The organism is Pseudomonas saudiphocaensis (genome assembly GCF_000756775.1).
Lineage (GTDB): Bacteria > Pseudomonadota > Gammaproteobacteria > Pseudomonadales > Pseudomonadaceae > Stutzerimonas > Stutzerimonas saudiphocaensis.
In genome coordinates, this window is sequence record NZ_CCSF01000001.1 from 584,250 (window position 1) to 599,527 (window position 15,278).

The following is a 15,278-nucleotide window of genomic DNA, read 5'->3' on the forward strand; positions in this document are numbered from 1 at the left end:
CTCGTCGTTCAGACCGCCGTTGCCGGTGTCCCGGCCTGTTGAAAGAACCTGCGGATCACCTCGGCCATGTACTGCGGCTGCTGATCCAGCACATAGGCCCCTGCCTCGAGTTCAAGGACATGGGCATCCGGGCGCGCCTCGCAGGCGCGCCTGAAATACGGATGAAGCACATCGCCGTCGCCGCAAATCAGCAGCAACGGGCACTCGACCCGTGCCAGCCAGGCGGGGAAGTTCTGCTCGAACACCGCCGCGTAGGCTTCGTGCCAGCGGTCTCCAGCGATCAGGGTGTCGATGGCTTCGCGGGTTGCCAGCGCTACCGAGGGCGGGTAGGCGATGGGTTGTTGGTCCAGGTGGGTGACACGCTGCCAGACCTCGGCCAGGTGGGTGGCCTGGGCATCGATGGTCAGCGGCTTGACCGAACTGTCGCGCCACAGGCTGCGTTCCTGCTCGGTCAGCTGTACCGGCCCGATCATCGCCAGGCGACGGACCCGCTGCGGATGCTGGGCCGCCATCTGGCAGGCCAGGGCCGCGCCGGTGTGATGGCCGAAGAGGTTGAACTGGTCGATGCCCAGGGCATCGATGGCCTGCAGCAGCGCGGCGACGTAATAGTCGGTGGTCGGCGTCCGAGGCGGGTGGTAGGAACCGCCGAAGCCCGGTGTGTCTAGCGCATAAAGCGGGGCCAGGTCGGTCAGCTGTTCCATTACTGCCTGGTACATGGCTGAGGAACTGGCGGTCTGGTGCAGAAAGATCGTCGGGATCCTCTGCTGGCCGGCGACGTAGCGCAGATGGATCTGCCCGTCCGCCACGTCCACATAGGTCTTCCTCACCGTCATGGCCTTACTCCAGTCCCAGCGAGCCGGGATTCATCAGTCCCTTGTCGTCCACCAGGCGCTTGAGCCCGGCCAGTAGCTGGCGGGCGCCGGCATCGCCGATCGAGCGCTGGAAGGGGTAGTACTTGCCCAGCTGCAGGTGGCAGGCTCCGAGCTCGAAGTACAGCTCGCGCAGCTCTTCGCGCAGCTTCAGCGCCACCTCGCGGGTCTGCGGGTCGGCCGGGATCGCGCCCCAGTCCTTGCGGTACTCCGGCTCGATGAGGTCGAGGCGGAAATCGCCCAGCTCGTCGAACCAGTAGAGGCTCGGCTCGATGACGAACTCGGCGCCGGAGAAGCAGGTCAGGTAGGAGTACTTGATATTGTGCCGCTGCATCAGCTCGGCATTTTCGGCGAAGAATCGTTCGGTGGTGAGGGCAGCGTCCACCGCGCGGGACAGCGGGAAGAAGCCGTGCACCGGAATCCATACCTCGCCCTGGCTGCCCAGTAGGATGGTGCGTACGCCGCCGAAGGGTTGTGACCGGAAGGCCAAGGGAATGGCGTTGCCGATGGGCGCGCCGCCGTTCTCCGCGACGATGCGCTCGGCGATCAGCAGCATGCTGGCCACTGCTTCCTGAGTCGGGCCGTCAACGGCGATGTGCAGCGAATAGTTAACCTTGCTCAGCACCTTGCGGCCTTGAGTAGCCATCTTCACCGCGCTCTTCAAACCGCTGAACAGGTTCTTGCCCGAAACGGCTACGTCGGCGAGCACGGAAAGGCCTTCGCTCAGGGTAAAGCCCTTGTCCTCGAAGCCGGCGTTATAGAGAGGGTCGAAGCCGTAGCATTCGCTGGCGATGCCCTCGCGGGCGATGGCGGTCTGGGCCTGGAGCATGGCTTCCAGCGTCTCGAAGCCGTAGGAAGCGCAGAGAGTTTCGGCGGGCATCTTGATCAGCCGCAGGCAGGCTTCCACCTTCAGGCCGAAGGCGCCGGTATCGGCAGTGAACAGACCAGTGAGGTCAGGGCCGAAGTGTCGGTAGAAGCCGTTGCTGTGCCGATGGGCGGAGGAACCGGTCTGTACCACCTGGCCGTCGGCGAGTATCACTTTCAGGCCCAGGCAGCTCTCCGCTGCCGTGTGGTGGATGCCGGAGCCATGAAACAGGCTGTTCTGCGACAGCGCGCCGCCGACGGTGGCGTACAGACCGGACAGCGGGCCGTAGTAGGGAGTGCGCAGGCCCTTGGCTTTCAAGGCTTCGTAGAGGTCGTTCCAGGTGCAGCCGGTCTGCACCCGCACATACATGTCCTGCTCGTTGATCTCGAGGATGCGGTTCAGGCCGCGCATGTCGACCAGCACGCTGTGCTCGCGGGTCGGCACGTAGCCACGAGTATAGGACATGCCGCCACCACGGGGCACCAAGGCGACGTCCTGCGCATGGCAGTAGGCCGTCGCCTGGGCCAGTGCCTCGACCGTTGCCGGGCGGATCACCGCGGCTGCCACCGCTTGTGGCTGGAAACTCAGATCGGTGGAGAAGTAGCGCCGCGACGCTTCATCGGTCAGCAGGGCCTCCTGGCCGAGCATCCCACGCAATTGTTCGAGGTGGCGGGTATCCAGCATGTGTCTAGGTCCTCTCCGAGAGGTGGCTACATGCAGCAATATTGCATGCAATTTATATCCATCGCTTTGTGTGTCGGTCAACAGGATTTCAAGCTTATGCCACTAAAAATATAGATCATGCTCTGTTTTGTTCCTTCTTTGGCTTTTTGTACGGCTAGACTTGTTATCGTTTGGCTTGTTTTTGCATGCAAAAAACGGCGCCGTCCCTGGCGCAAGGCACACTGGGTTATAGAAATGCCTCTTCCGACAGCGGCCCCTTGAACTGCTCGATCGAGCCGGGCTCGATGTAGCGCTTCCAGTTGTCGAAAATTTCCCGGCCCGCGAGGAAGCCTTCGAAGATAGCGTGGTCCGTTCGCCGCGGGGTGACGCAGTCGCCGACGCGGTGGACATTGGGCAGGACGTTTTTAAGCTCGAAGTAGAGCTGCTGCTGGGGCAGATGGCGGATGCAGAGGACGATGCTGTCGAAACCGGACAGGGTTTCCTCATCGGCGGTGTAGAGGTTGAAGATGTCCACGTCGCCGCCACGGATCTGGCTGACCCAGGCGTTGAGCGTGTAGGTCAGGCCCTGGGCGAAGAGGTTGGCGTAGATCACCGGCTGGTCCAGGGTCACCGCCAACTTGTGGAACAGCGCATTCCAGCGCGTCAGCACGTGGACCTCATGGCCATTTTCCACCAGCAGCTCGGTGACGCCGGCGGAGTAGCGGGTGCCTTCGTCGTCGATCACCAGCACTCGCTTGCCCAGGCGCTCCGGATGGTCCAGAACGTCGAGGGCGGTGAACACATGTTCGGCGTCGATGCCGGGCACCTGGTGCACCAATGGGTTGATGTCCGAGTAACCGCTGCGGTCCGGCAGGGAGCCGGTGGCGACGATCACGCCGTCCGGTTCCAGGGCTTGCACCGATTCCACCGTGGCGGTGTGGTTCAGGCGCACGTTCACGCCAGCCTTGGAGATATGAACCTTGAGGTCCTCGGTGATCCAGGCGAAGGAATCACGACGCGGCAGGCGCACCACGTAGTTGACCTGGCCGCCCAGTTCACCGGATTTTTCCAGCAGGGTTACGCGATGGCCGCGCTTGGCCAGCCCCTCGGCGGCCTTCATGCCGGCCGGTCCGCCACCCACCACCACCCAATGCTTCTGCGCCGGCGCCAGGTCCAGCGTCTGCGGGCCGAAGACCTCCTCACGGCCGGTGGCCGGGTTGATCTGGCAGGTCATGGAAGTGCCCTGGAACAGGCGGCCCACGCATCCCTGGTTGCAGCGCAGGCAGTGATAGATCTCGTCCTCGCGGCCTTCACGGGTCTTGTTGGCAAACTCGGGGTCAGCGATCTGCGCGCGCGTCATGGCCACCATGTCGGCGTCGCCGCGGGCCAGGATGGCCTCGGCCTCGCCTGCGCTGCCGATGCCGGACACGCTGAATACTGGCACGCTCACGGCGCGCTTGAGCCTTGCGATGGGGTCGACCAGCCAGCCGTTGGGCACGTCATAGGGCGGCATGATGTAGGAGGCCGACTGGTACACGCCGGCGGTGGCCATGATGTAGTCGATGTCGCCGGTGGCTTCGACGGTGCGCGCCACCTCGATCCAGTCGTTGATCTCCATGCCGCCTGGGACCATCTCGTCCATGGACAGGCGGATGCCGACGACGAAGTCCGGACCTACCTGCTCGCGCACGGCGCGAATCACTTCGAGAGGGAAGCGCATGCGGTTCTCGAAACTGCCGCCGTATTCGTCGTCGCGCTTGTTGAACAGCGGCGAGATGAACTGATGCAGCAGGTAGCTGTGGGCCAGATGCACTTCCACGCCATCGAAGCCGGCGAGCTTGGAATACTCGGCCGAGCGCACCCAGCCTTCGACCACCTCGTCCATGTCGCTGCGTTCCATGGCTTTGGCCATTTCGCCAAATACCGGCGACTTGATGTTGGATGAGGACCAGAGCACCCGGTAGTCGTCCATGGCGTGGGTTTCACCCATCGCGCCGAAGTGGTTGAGCTGGGCGAAAATGTGCGAGCCGAAGCGGTGCACGGTGTCGGTCAGGGCCTTGTCACGCTCGATCATTTCCTCGCGATAGCCGTAGGGATAGCCGCGGCAGAAGGTATTGGAGGTGGGGTGGATCAGGCGGTTGCCGGTGATCATCAGGCCGATGCCACCCCGAGCGCGTGCGGCGTGGTAATGGATGTCGCGGTCGTTGGTCAGGCCTTCAGGCGAGTTGAACGACATGGCATGGGCCGACTGCATGATGCGGTTGCGCAGGCGGACGCCGCGGATCTGCAGCGGCTCGAAAAGGTGGGGATAACGTTCGATTGTCATTGTTGTTCTCTCTTCAGGTTAACCGGCGTGCCCTCAGGAGGCCGTCGTGATGAGGGCGTCCCGCCAGCCAAGGTCGAAGCCTTCCAGCTCCCCTTGCTCGATGAAACGATTGGGGTCGTCCAGCAGCTCCCGTCCAGCCAGCATTGCCTCGTAGAGGCCGTCCTGCAGCGGACGGGGCAGGCGTGCGTCGCCGATGCAGTAGAGCCGTGGCACGCGGCCGAGCAGCTCCTGGTAGAGGCCGTCATTGGCGCGATGGCCGGCGGCGATGACGAAGCTGTCGGCTTCCAAGCGTGCTTCGTCTTGGTCGGTAAACAGGTTGAAGAGCTGCGCGGTGTCGCCTTCGATGCTTCGCACCCAGCTGTTCAACGTGTAGGTCAGGCCCTTGGCGAACACGTGGCGATAGTTCACCGGCAGGTCGAGGGTCAGCGCCAGGTTCGGCGACAACGCGATAAAGCGGCTGACCAGGTGCACCTCATGGCCGCGGTCGAGCAGGTATTCGGCGGTCCCCAGGGCATAGCGGCCGCCGTCCTCGTCGAACAGCACCACGCGCTTGCCCAGCTGCACCTTGCCTTCCAGCACCTCGACCACACTGAAGACATTGCTCTGCTGCATGCCCGGCACCTGGTCCACTGCCGGACGGGTGGAGGTGAAGCCGGTCTTCAGCGGTGTGGAGCCGGTGGCGATGATTACGCCGTCGGCACCTGCCGCGATGATCTCGTCGGCGCTCAGTCGGGTATTCAGGCGGATTTGCACTCCGGCCTTGCGCAGCTGCCGCTCGAGGTCGCGCGGGATAAAGCCGAACTTGTGCCGACGCGGCAGCATAGCGGCGAGGTTGACCTGGCCGCCGAGTCGGTCGCCGGCTTCCACCAGTTCCACCGCATGGCCGCGTCGGGCCAGTTCCAGTGCCGCGCGCATGCCGGCCGGTCCGCCGCCGACCACCAGCCAGCGACCGGGAGCGCGAGCCGGCTGGACGGTATGGCTGCCGAAACGCTGTTCGCGACCAGCCGCCGGGTTGACCACGCAGGAGATGGCGTTGCCGGCCATCAGCCGCGCGATGCACGCCTGGTTGCAGCGGATGCAGTGGTTGATCTCGTCCTCACGCCCCTCCAGCAGCTTGTTGGCGAACTCGGGGTCGGCGATTTGGGTGCGGGTCATGGCGATCATGTCGGCGGCGCCTTCGGCCACCAGCGCCTCGGCCTTCTGCGGATCGACAATATGGCCAACGATGAACACCGGAATGTCGCGGATGGCCTGGACCGCCTTGCGCAGGCGTGCGCCGTCGGCCACCAGCCAGTTTTCGGCGTAGTCGCCGGGCGGAATCTGGTCGGCGTGGGCCGCGTAGGTGCCGGCGGTGGCACTGACGTAGTCGATCAGCCCGGTCTCTACCAGCTTGCAGGTCATCTCGATGGCGGTGTCTGCCTGCATGCCGCCCACGGTGCATTCGTCCATGGAGATGCGGATGCCCACGACGAAATCCGGTCCCACGGCGTCGCGCACCGCCTGCATGGTCTCGATGGGGAAGCGCACGATGTTGTCCAGGGTGCCGCCGTATTCATCGGTGCGCTTGTTGTAGACGAAGGACAGAAACTGCTGGTGCAGGTAGCCGTGGGAGTAGTGCAGCTCCACCCCGTCAAAGCCGGCGGCCTTGGAGTTGAGCGCGGTCTTGGCAAAGTGCTCGGATACCTCGCGCATCTGCTCGCGGGTAATCTCTCGTGCCCACTCGTTGTAGGCCGGGGACTTCATGGTCGAAGGCCCCCACAGCTCGCGGTAGTCGTCCAGCGCGCCGCTGCGCCCCTGGGGGCCGAAATGGATGATCTGGGCGATGATGTGGCCGCCGAAGGCGTGCACGGCCTGCACCATTTCGGCGTCACGCTCGATGATTTCCTTGCGGTTGCCGCGCGCCAGCGAGCGATTCGGCCCGGTGGAAGTGGGGTGGGTGTGACGCGCCCCGGTGACGATGAGGCCGATGCCGCCCTTGGCGCGTTCGGCCTGGTAAAAGATATCGCGGTTGTTGGTCAGACCATCGCCGGAATGGAAGCCCTTGGCGTGGGCGGTCTGCATCAGACGGTTGCGCACCGTGATGTTGTTGATGCGCAGCGGCGAAAACAGGTGCGGATAGGCGAGTTCGCCCGGTTTCTTGTTGTTCTGGGTCATGGTCGCTACTCGTTATGCCTTACGGCGATCAAGGAGGGCGGGCGAGGGGGCGCCCGCCCGGTGCGACTTCAGGCGTACTGCGGGCTGGCGATGCAATCGCCGACCAGGACGCGACGGCCCCAGGCGGAGTCGGCCTTGCCTTCGGTCAGGGCGAGCGGCTGCAGGGCAAAGGTCTCGCCGAGCTGGTTGTCGCCGACCACCATGCTGCGAGTGCGCCAGACTTCGGCTTCCGCCGGCAGCTGCTCCAGATTCGGCTCGATGACCAGCGCCACGAGTTCGCCGCGCCGGCACTTGCCCTGACGCATGCGCTCCAGGATGTGGATCTGGTAATTCACCGATTGGTCCTCGGCAGCTGGGTCGACGCCCCAGAGCCGCGACCAGTTGGCGGCGAACTCGGCCACCACCGGCACCTGGAAAACTTCCATCGGGTCGACGCCCTTGGCTGGGTGCAGCAGGTCGAAGTGAGTCCACGGCAGGCTGGTCAGGTCGCCGCCGGCCAGCTTCCAGTTCTCGTAAAGGGCAATCTTCGGCACCGAGTTGAAGAACGGGTTGTCGACGGTGCGTAGCCAGGGGTTGTAGCCGCGCTGCTCGGAGTCGCTGCGAATCACGTAGGTCAAGACAATCATCTGGTCGCTGAACATGGGTTCCTCGGCGGGCCGCTTGGCCTCAGGCAATGGGTCGGGGTGGTCGGCTCAACGCAGCACGTTCTCGCCGCTCATAAAGACGAACACGCGGCGGAAGCGGCCGTCTTCGACGTACCAGAAGTTGCAGTTGCGCAACCGGGTCTCGTAGCCCTGATGGTCCTTGAGATACACGTTGAAGCGCGCGCAGACCGTTTGGGTCTGCTCGTCGGCTGCCACCTCGAAATCGCCGTGCCAGATCTCTTCGTAGCCGTTAAAGAGGTTGTCGAACATCTTGCGCACGCCGTCGTGGCCGCTATGGGTGAGGTTGTCGGTCTGGATGGTGAACTGCACGTCCTCGTGGCAGCAGTCGAGCACCGGCTCCATGGCCTTGCGGTCGACATTGCCGAAATACTTCTCGGTGGCCAGTTCGATCAGTTGTTCGCGGGTCAGCTGGGTCATGGTCTTTTCCTTGTTTTTTGTTGTTGGTCGTCAACCGATGAAAGCGTGGTAGGCGGCGTCATTGGGGTTCTGCGGCGCGGGGTAGGCCTTGCGACTGGGCTTGAGGCCGAGGGTCAGCATCAGCTCGCAGAGCTTGTAGGCCACCTGGCCGGGGTTGATCACAGGAATCGGCAGGCGCTCACTGAGGTAGGCGTGGGACTGGTGCATGGTGGTGGAGCCGAGCACGATGACGTCCGCACCGTCTTCCTCCATCGCCTTGCGGGCCTCGGCTTCCAGCTTGGCGAACACCACTTCTTCCTTGCCCACCAGCAGCTCCTTCAGATCGGGGCGGGTATTGATCGAGCGCAGCGATGCGACACGAGGCCAGAGGTGGTATTCGGTGAGGGTCTTTTCGTAGAGGGCGAACCATTCGTCCCACATGGTGATCACGCTGAACTTCTTGCCGAGCATGCAGGCCATGTGAAAGGCGGACATGCCGGGCGCGACCACTGGAATGTTCAGGCGCGAGCGCAGGGCGGCAAGGCCCGAATCGCTGACGGTGTCGATGCACACCGCGTCGTAGCCTTCTTCCTCGGCGCGGATGCCGGCCTGAACCACGGAGAAGTCCATCAGCAGCACGTCGTAAGGGCTATCGGCCAGGGAGGCGCCTCTGGCGACGGGCACGAACTCGGGATGGAAGCCAGGGAGGATCAGATTCGCAGGCAGCTGGCTGGCCCGGTTGGCCGCACCTGCTGCGTCCATCGGGATGGGGATGATCACCTTGATACGTTTCGTCATGCGAGCACCTGTTTATTGTTATGCCACTCGCTGCGGCGTACAGGCTGTCAGCAAGGAGCTTGCCAACTCGCAATCCATTGATTTTAAAGGATATTATTGGAGCGCCGTTTTGCCTGTATTTCAATTTGAAAGTTTTTAGCTCAGCTTGAACTCATGCTGGCTACAGGCGATGCAAGGGAGGTCAGGAGATAACGGGCGCCGTTTGTGAGGGAGCCGGCAGGCGGGGGGTTGTGCAAGCGGGTGCCGGAACGGCGCCTTTGCGGCGCCGGGCAATCCGGTTCGATCCTCCTGATACAGCTGCGTGATCCGACCGCTGACGGACAGGGCCTTTCGGGGTCCATTTCTTGGTGCAGATGCGCCTTAGTACGCCTGGGCACTGACCTGCTGGGCGATCTCGATCAGCTGCTCGCGCATCCAGCGGTTGGCCGGGTCCTGATCCGTGCTTTCGTGCCAGTAGATGTGCGTTTCCAGCGGTGGAATCTCGACGGGCAGGGCGGCCTGGTGCAGGTCATGGCGATGGGCGAAACGCTCCGGCACCGTGACCGCCATGTCCGTTTGCCGAATCACCTGGGTGGCCATCATGTAGTGCTGCGAACGCAGGTCGATCCTGCGTTGCAGGCCCATCTTGCCGAGTGCCAGATCGACCATGCCCAGGCCGTTGCGGCGGCTGGAAATGTGCACATGGGACAGCGACAGGTATTCATCAAGGCTCAGCTTTTCCTTGGCCAGCGGATGGCCCCGGCGCATGGCGCAGATGTAGCTGTCTTCCAGCAGCTTGACGTGACGCACCTGCGGGTCGGTATTGAGGGGCGCGTCCATGGCGAAGTCCAGGCGCCCGGCGGCCAATTCCTTGGTGGTCTCACGGCGCCTGGCCAGCATGCTCTCGATTTTCACGTTGGGCGCCAAGCGGCGCAGACGCTGGAACAGGGGCGGGAAGAGCACCGCTTCGGTGAGGTCGGTCATGCTCACGCGGAAGGTCTTGTTTGCCTCCCGCGGGTTGAAAATGCGGCTTTCCTGCACCGAAACCCGCAGCAGCTGCAGCGCGTTGCGCACCGGGCCGATTATGTTCTGTGCCATTGGGGTCGGCACCATGCCCTGCGCGGTGCGCACGAACAATGGGTCGTTGAAGGTTTCGCGCAACCGTGCCAAGGCATTGGAGACGGCGGGCTGGGTGATGCCGACAATCTGCCCGGCTCGGGTCAGATTGGCTTCGGTGTAGATGGCATCAAAGACAATAAACAGATTGAGGTCGACCTTTTGCAGGTTCATTCCGCAGGCTCTCCGGCTGGGATATTTTTGCCGATAATATAACGCCTGTGAATGTTTTCGTAGTTGGTAAATAGCTTAAGTAAATTATCCGCTGGCGCGGCAATATGCAGGCCGCTGTGTCAGGCCGTTTGGCCATAGAGACTTTTCACCAGCCCCCGGTACCGTTGATAGGCCTGCTCATAAGCGGCGACGGCATCAGGCTCGACGGCTGTGCCTTCATCCAGGCTGACGCAGCGTTGGCAAATCGCCCCCAGGCCGGCCTGCGGCTCGCCTTGCTGCCCATGACACCAGGCCGCCTGGATGGCCGCACCCAGCGCGGCCGCTTCGCTGTGGGTATTGCAGATGACGGGCGTGTTCATGACGTCGGCGATGATCTGCCGCCATAACGGATTCTTCGCGCCGCCGCCGATCAGTCGAATGCGTTCGCTGTGTATGCCGCTGCCCCGCAGCAGATCCAGCCCGTAGCGCAGGCCGAAGGTCACGCCTTCGAGCACCGCACGGCAGAGATTGGCGCGGCTGAGGTTGTCGCTGGTCAAGCCGTGCAGGCTGGCGCTGGCTTGGGGCAGGGCGGGCACGCGCTCGCCATTGAGGAAGGGCAGCATGGTCACGCCCTCGGCACCGATGGGTGCTTGCGCCACCAGGGCATTGAATTGTTCCAGGTTCAGCTGCAGCAGTTCGCGGATCGAGCCGTTGGCGTTGGTCAGGTTCATGGTACAGATCAGCGGCAGCCAGCCTCCGCTGGAGGAACAGAAGGTCGCCACCGAAGGCTGCTCATTGACCCTTGGCTCGTCGCAATAGCCGTAGAGCGTGCCGGAGGTACCCAGGCTCATGGTGATCACGCCTGGCTCGATGTTGCCTGTGCCGATGGCACCCATCATGTTGTCGCCGCCACCGCTGGCCACCAGGGCGTGCGGGTTCAGTCCCAGCCGGGCGGCCAGCTCCGGCCTCAGCGTCCCGACTGCCTGATGCGCCTCGACCAGCTCAGGGAGCGCCGCCACCAGGCGACCGCTCGGGTCGATGTGGAGCAACAGCCCGGTATCCCAGCGCCGACTGCGTACATCGAAATACCCCGTGCCCGATGCGTCGCCGTACTCGCTGCAGCAGCGACCGGTCAGCCAGTAGTTGAGGTAGTCGTGGGGCAGCAGAATGTGCGCGATGCGCTCGAACAGCGCTGGATGCTGCTCCTTCATCCAGAGTAGCTTGGACACCGTGTAGCCGGGCGCAATGGCGACCCCCAGGCGTTGCAGGGAGCCCGTCTCGCCGCCCAGCCAGTCCAGCAGACGCTGGTTCTCGGCCGTCGACTCGGTGTCGCACCAGAGTTTCGCCGGACGCAGCACCTGGCCTTCCGCATCCAGGGTGACCAGGCCATGCTGCTGGCCGGACACACCGATGCCGAGCACGGCCGAGCCATCGACGCCGGCCTGTGCTAGCGCTGCGGCCGTAGCCTTTTCGAAGGCATCGGTCCATTGCTCGGGTGTCTGCTCGCGACGACCGTTGGGGCCGCTGAGCAGCTCATGGCTGGCCGAGCCTTCTCCCAGCACGCGGCCGCTGGCGGCATCGAGCAGCAGGGCCTTGGTGCCTTGGGTACCGCAGTCGATGCCTAGAAACATAACGCCTCCCGGTGCGTGGGTTGTTGGTTGGATGTGGGCTGGAAACAAGGGCGCACTTTGCGCGCCCCCTTCACCCTAGACCGGCGATGCGGGTTGCGCACGCTAGGCCTCTGCCAGCAGCGCCTCGAGGGTGCCTTTGACGCCAAGCGAGCGCAGCCGCGCCAGGTTGCGCTCGAAGGCGGCGCGAAAGGCGGGCGAGCGCGGGATCTGCGTACCGAAGATGTCTTCGCGGCCCAGCAGCCGATCGGCCAGTCCCTCATCCACGGCCACTAGCTGCTGGCAGAATTCCAGGCGCGGATCGAGGATGCGGTAGCGCTCGCCATTTTTGTCGACGCCCCGCAGATACAGCGCCCAGGCGGCGATTACCAGCGCGGCGCGGTCCAGCTCGGCGTCATCGGCGATCAGCCGGTTGATGGTCGGCACGCTGAACTTGGAGAACTTCGAGGAACCGTCCGAACAGACCCGCTCCAGCTGATCGGCGATGGCGCGGTTGGAGAAGCGTGCGATCAGGGTGCGCTTGTAGTCGTCCAGGTCGATACCCGGCACGGGTGCCAGTTGCGACGTCACGTCCTGGTCCATGTACTGCTGCACGTAGCGCCGGATCAACGGGTCCTCCATGGTTTCGTGGACATAGCGATAGCCGCACAGGAAGCCCAGGTAGGTCAGTGCCAGATGGCTGCCATTGAGCAGCTTGATCTTCATTTCCTCGTAGGGCGTGACGTCATCGGTGAACTGCACGCCGACCTTTTCCCAGGCCGGCCGGCCGTTGACGAAGCGGTCCTCCAGCACCCACTGCACAAAAGGCTCGCAGACCACCGGCCAGGCGTCCTCTATGCCATGGCGGTCCCGCAGTGCCTCACGGTGTGCCGGGCTGGTCATCGGCGTGATGCGATCAACCATGGCGTTGGGAAAGCTGACGTGCTGATCGATCCAGCCAGCCAGCTCGGCATCCACCAGATTGGCGAAGGACAGTAGCGCCCTGCGGGTGACGTCGCCGTTGTGCGGCAGGTTATCGCAGGACATCACGGTGAAAGGCGCGGTGCCGGCGCCCCGGCGCTTGGCCAGCGCGGCACAAAGCAGGCCAAAGACGCTGATCGGCTGGCGCGGCATGGCCAGGTCATGCTGGATCTGTGGCAGCGATGCATCGAACTGCCCGGTGCTTTCGTCCATGCAGTAGCCACCTTCGGTGATGGTCAGCGAGACGATGCGTATCGCCGGGTCGGCGAGCCTGGCCACCACGGCCTCCGAGCCGTCCGCGACCAGCAGCATGTCGCGAATGCTGCCGATTGCCCGAACCTGGGTGTCCGGCCGGTCGTCCAGTTCCACCAGGCTATAGAGGTAATCCTGCGCGGCCAGGGCGTCGCGCATGGTCTTTTCCTCGGCGCGGGTGCCAATGCCGCAGATGCCCCAGTCCATCCCTTCGCCGAGGTTCATCAGCGCGTCGGTATAGGCCGCCTGGTGCGCCCGATGAAAGCCTCCGACGCCGATGTGGGCGATGCCGGCGCGGACCTCTTCCAGGGCGTAAGCCGGCCGGGCGATGGCGGTCGGCAGGCGGAGCAGATTCTGTTCGTTCAGCTTCATTGCATGTCTCACGGAAAGGCGCGTGCGTCCCGCCACGGGATCTGGCCGCGGCGGCCGGCAACACGCAAAGCGGATGGCAGCCCAGGAGCTGCCAGCCTGGTTCAGGCCACCTGGCGCAGGGGCTGGCCGACGGCCATGCCCTGGCCGTCGAACAGGTGGCAATGGCTGGCATCCAGCGTCAGTTTCAACGACTCGCCGTAACGCGGCGTGAAGTCGCCTCGGATGCGCATGGTCAGCGGTTCGCCGGCCTGGGTGATCACGTGGCAGTAGGTGTCGCTGCCCAGGCGCTCGCTGACATCGGCCTTGACCTCGAGCTGGCAGCTGCCATCGGTGCTGCGGTTGAGGTGTTCGGGCCGAATGCCCAGAGTCACCGGGTCGCCGACCGACAGCGCCTGCCCGCCCAGTGGCAAGCGCAGGCGACAACGGGCGTCCAGCTCAACCTCGCAGCCGTCGGCATGTACACCGACGATGCTGCCCTGCAGGAAGCCCATCTTCGGCGTGCCGAGAAAACCGGCAACAAAGAGGTTGGCCGGGCTGTGGTAGAGCTCCATCGGCGAGCCGACCTGCTCGATGCGTCCGCCATTGAGCACCACCACCTTGTCGGCCAGGGTCATGGCTTCCACCTGGTCGTGGGTTACGTAGATCACCGTCCCGCGCAGCTCCTGGTGCAGGCGCGACAGCTCCAGGCGCATCTGAACGCGCAACGCAGCATCCAGGTTGGACAGTGGCTCGTCGAACAGGAACACCTTGGGGTTGCGCACGATGGCGCGGCCGATGGCGACCCGCTGGCGCTGACCGCCGGAGAGCTGTTTCGGCTTGCGTTCGAGCAATGGCTCCAGCCCGAGAATCTGCGCGGCGTTGGTGATCTTGCGTTCCACCTCCTGCTTGTCCACGCCGGCCAGGTCCAGGGCAAAGGACATGTTCTTGCGCACCGTCATGTGCGGGTACAGCGCGTAGGTCTGGAACACCATGGCGAGGTCACGCTTGGCCGGGCTGACCTGGGTGATGTCCCGGCCATCCAGCTCGATCTGCCCGCTGGTGACGTCCTCCAGGCCCGCGATCAGTCGCAGCAGGGTGGATTTGCCGCAGCCAGAGGGGCCGACGAACACCACGAATTCACCGTCGCGGATCTCCAGGTCGACGCCCTTGATGATCTCATTGCCGTCGAAGCCTTTCTTCAAATTGTGAATCTTCAGGTCTGCCATCTTCGATTCCTCTGTTGTTCCTGGTTGCGCCCAGCGCTATTTCACCGCGCCGAACGAAAGGCCACGGACCAGCTGCTTCTGGCTGATCCAGCCGAAGATCAGGATGGGTGCGCAGGCGAGTGTGGAAACGGCCGAGAGCTTGGCCCAGAACAGGCCCTCGGGACTGGAGTAGGAGGCGATCAGCGCCGTCAGCGGCGCGGCATTGGAGGAGGTGAGGTTGAGTGACCAGAACGCTTCGTTCCAGCACAGGATCAGTGACAGCAGCATGGTGGAGGCGAGCCCGCCCTTGCTGATCGGCAGCAGCACCCGCAGCATCTCCTGCGCCAGGGTGGCGCCGTCCATGCGGGCCGCTTCCAGGATGTCGCGGGGAATGTCCTTGAAGTAGGTGTAGGTCATCCAGACCAGGATCGGCAGGTTGATCAGGGTGTAGATGACGATCAGTACGGTGCGGGTGTCCAGCAGGCCGAACTGCCGGGCCAGCAGGTAGATCGGCACCAGCACGCCGACCGCCGGCAACATCTTGGTCGAGAGCATCCACAGCAGCGTGCTCTTGGTCCGCTTGGTCTCGAAGAAGGCCATGGAGTATGCGGCCGGGATGGCGATCAGCATGCCCAGGAGGGTCGCCCCGAAGGAGATGGTCACCGAGTTCCAGGCGTACTTGAAGTAATCGCTGCGGTCCTGGATGTGCAGGTAGTTCTCCAGCGTTGGCGTGAAGATGAACTGCGGCGGCGTGGCGAAGGCATCGATCTCGGTCTTGAAGCTGGTCATCAGCATCCAGAGAATCGGGAAGAACAGCAGCAGCGCCACGGCCCAGGCGAGCACACCCACCAGCCAGGTGTTGAGGCGGCGACTTTGTTTCAGCGTCAGCATCGGTCTG

General features: G+C 63.9%; 12 protein-coding genes. All 12 read right to left on the reverse strand.

Going from position 1 to position 15,278, the window contains the following annotated elements; translation table 11 throughout:
• Positions 1-8: 8 nt before the first annotated feature.
• The gene (locus tag BN1079_RS02875; protein WP_052114411.1) at positions 9-833 is read right to left on the reverse strand and encodes an alpha/beta fold hydrolase; all 825 of its coding nucleotides are present in this window, start codon (positions 831-833) and stop codon (positions 9-11) included.
• Between the two features lie 4 nt (positions 834-837).
• A complete protein-coding gene (locus tag BN1079_RS02880) occupies positions 838-2,418 on the reverse strand; it encodes an FAD-binding oxidoreductase (protein WP_052114412.1) in 1,581 nt (526 codons plus the stop codon).
• 226 nt (positions 2,419-2,644) lie between these two features.
• Positions 2,645-4,723 carry an oxidoreductase gene (locus BN1079_RS02885; protein WP_052114413.1) on the reverse strand — a complete coding sequence of 693 codons (2,079 nt, stop codon included), beginning with the start codon at positions 4,721-4,723 and terminating at the stop codon, positions 2,645-2,647.
• 33 nt (positions 4,724-4,756) lie between these two features.
• Entirely contained in the window at positions 4,757-6,877 is a 2,121-nt protein-coding gene (locus BN1079_RS02890) for an oxidoreductase (RefSeq protein ID WP_037022168.1), read from the reverse strand.
• Positions 6,878-6,945: 68 nt separating this feature from the next.
• Positions 6,946-7,518 (reverse strand): hypothetical protein, encoded by a 573-nt coding sequence (locus BN1079_RS02895; RefSeq protein WP_037022169.1) that lies wholly within the window; start codon positions 7,516-7,518, stop codon positions 6,946-6,948.
• 51 nt (positions 7,519-7,569) lie between these two features.
• Positions 7,570-7,959, reverse strand: a complete 390-nt coding sequence (locus BN1079_RS02900) for a nuclear transport factor 2 family protein (protein WP_037022170.1) — start codon at positions 7,957-7,959, stop codon at positions 7,570-7,572.
• A gap of 30 nt (positions 7,960-7,989) precedes the next feature.
• The gene (locus BN1079_RS02905) at positions 7,990-8,736 is read right to left on the reverse strand and encodes an aspartate/glutamate racemase family protein (RefSeq protein ID WP_037022171.1); all 747 of its coding nucleotides are present in this window, start codon (positions 8,734-8,736) and stop codon (positions 7,990-7,992) included.
• Between the two features lie 360 nt (positions 8,737-9,096).
• Complete coding sequence (locus BN1079_RS02910) at positions 9,097-10,005, reverse strand: LysR family transcriptional regulator (RefSeq protein ID WP_037022172.1); 909 nt, start codon at positions 10,003-10,005, stop codon at positions 9,097-9,099.
• A 119-nt stretch (positions 10,006-10,124) separates the two neighbouring features.
• On the reverse strand, positions 10,125-11,615 hold the full coding sequence (xylB, locus tag BN1079_RS02915; protein ID WP_037022173.1) for a xylulokinase: 1,491 nt from the start codon (positions 11,613-11,615) through the stop codon (positions 10,125-10,127).
• Between the two features lie 102 nt (positions 11,616-11,717).
• Positions 11,718-13,196 carry a mannitol dehydrogenase family protein gene (locus BN1079_RS02920; protein ID WP_037022174.1) on the reverse strand — a complete coding sequence of 493 codons (1,479 nt, stop codon included), beginning with the start codon at positions 13,194-13,196 and terminating at the stop codon, positions 11,718-11,720.
• 101 nt (positions 13,197-13,297) lie between these two features.
• Entirely contained in the window at positions 13,298-14,401 is a 1,104-nt protein-coding gene (locus BN1079_RS02925; RefSeq protein WP_037022175.1) for an ABC transporter ATP-binding protein, read from the reverse strand.
• Between the two features lie 36 nt (positions 14,402-14,437).
• Positions 14,438-15,271 (reverse strand): carbohydrate ABC transporter permease, encoded by an 834-nt coding sequence (locus BN1079_RS02930; protein ID WP_037022176.1) that lies wholly within the window; start codon positions 15,269-15,271, stop codon positions 14,438-14,440.
• Positions 15,272-15,278: the final 7 nt, after the last annotated feature.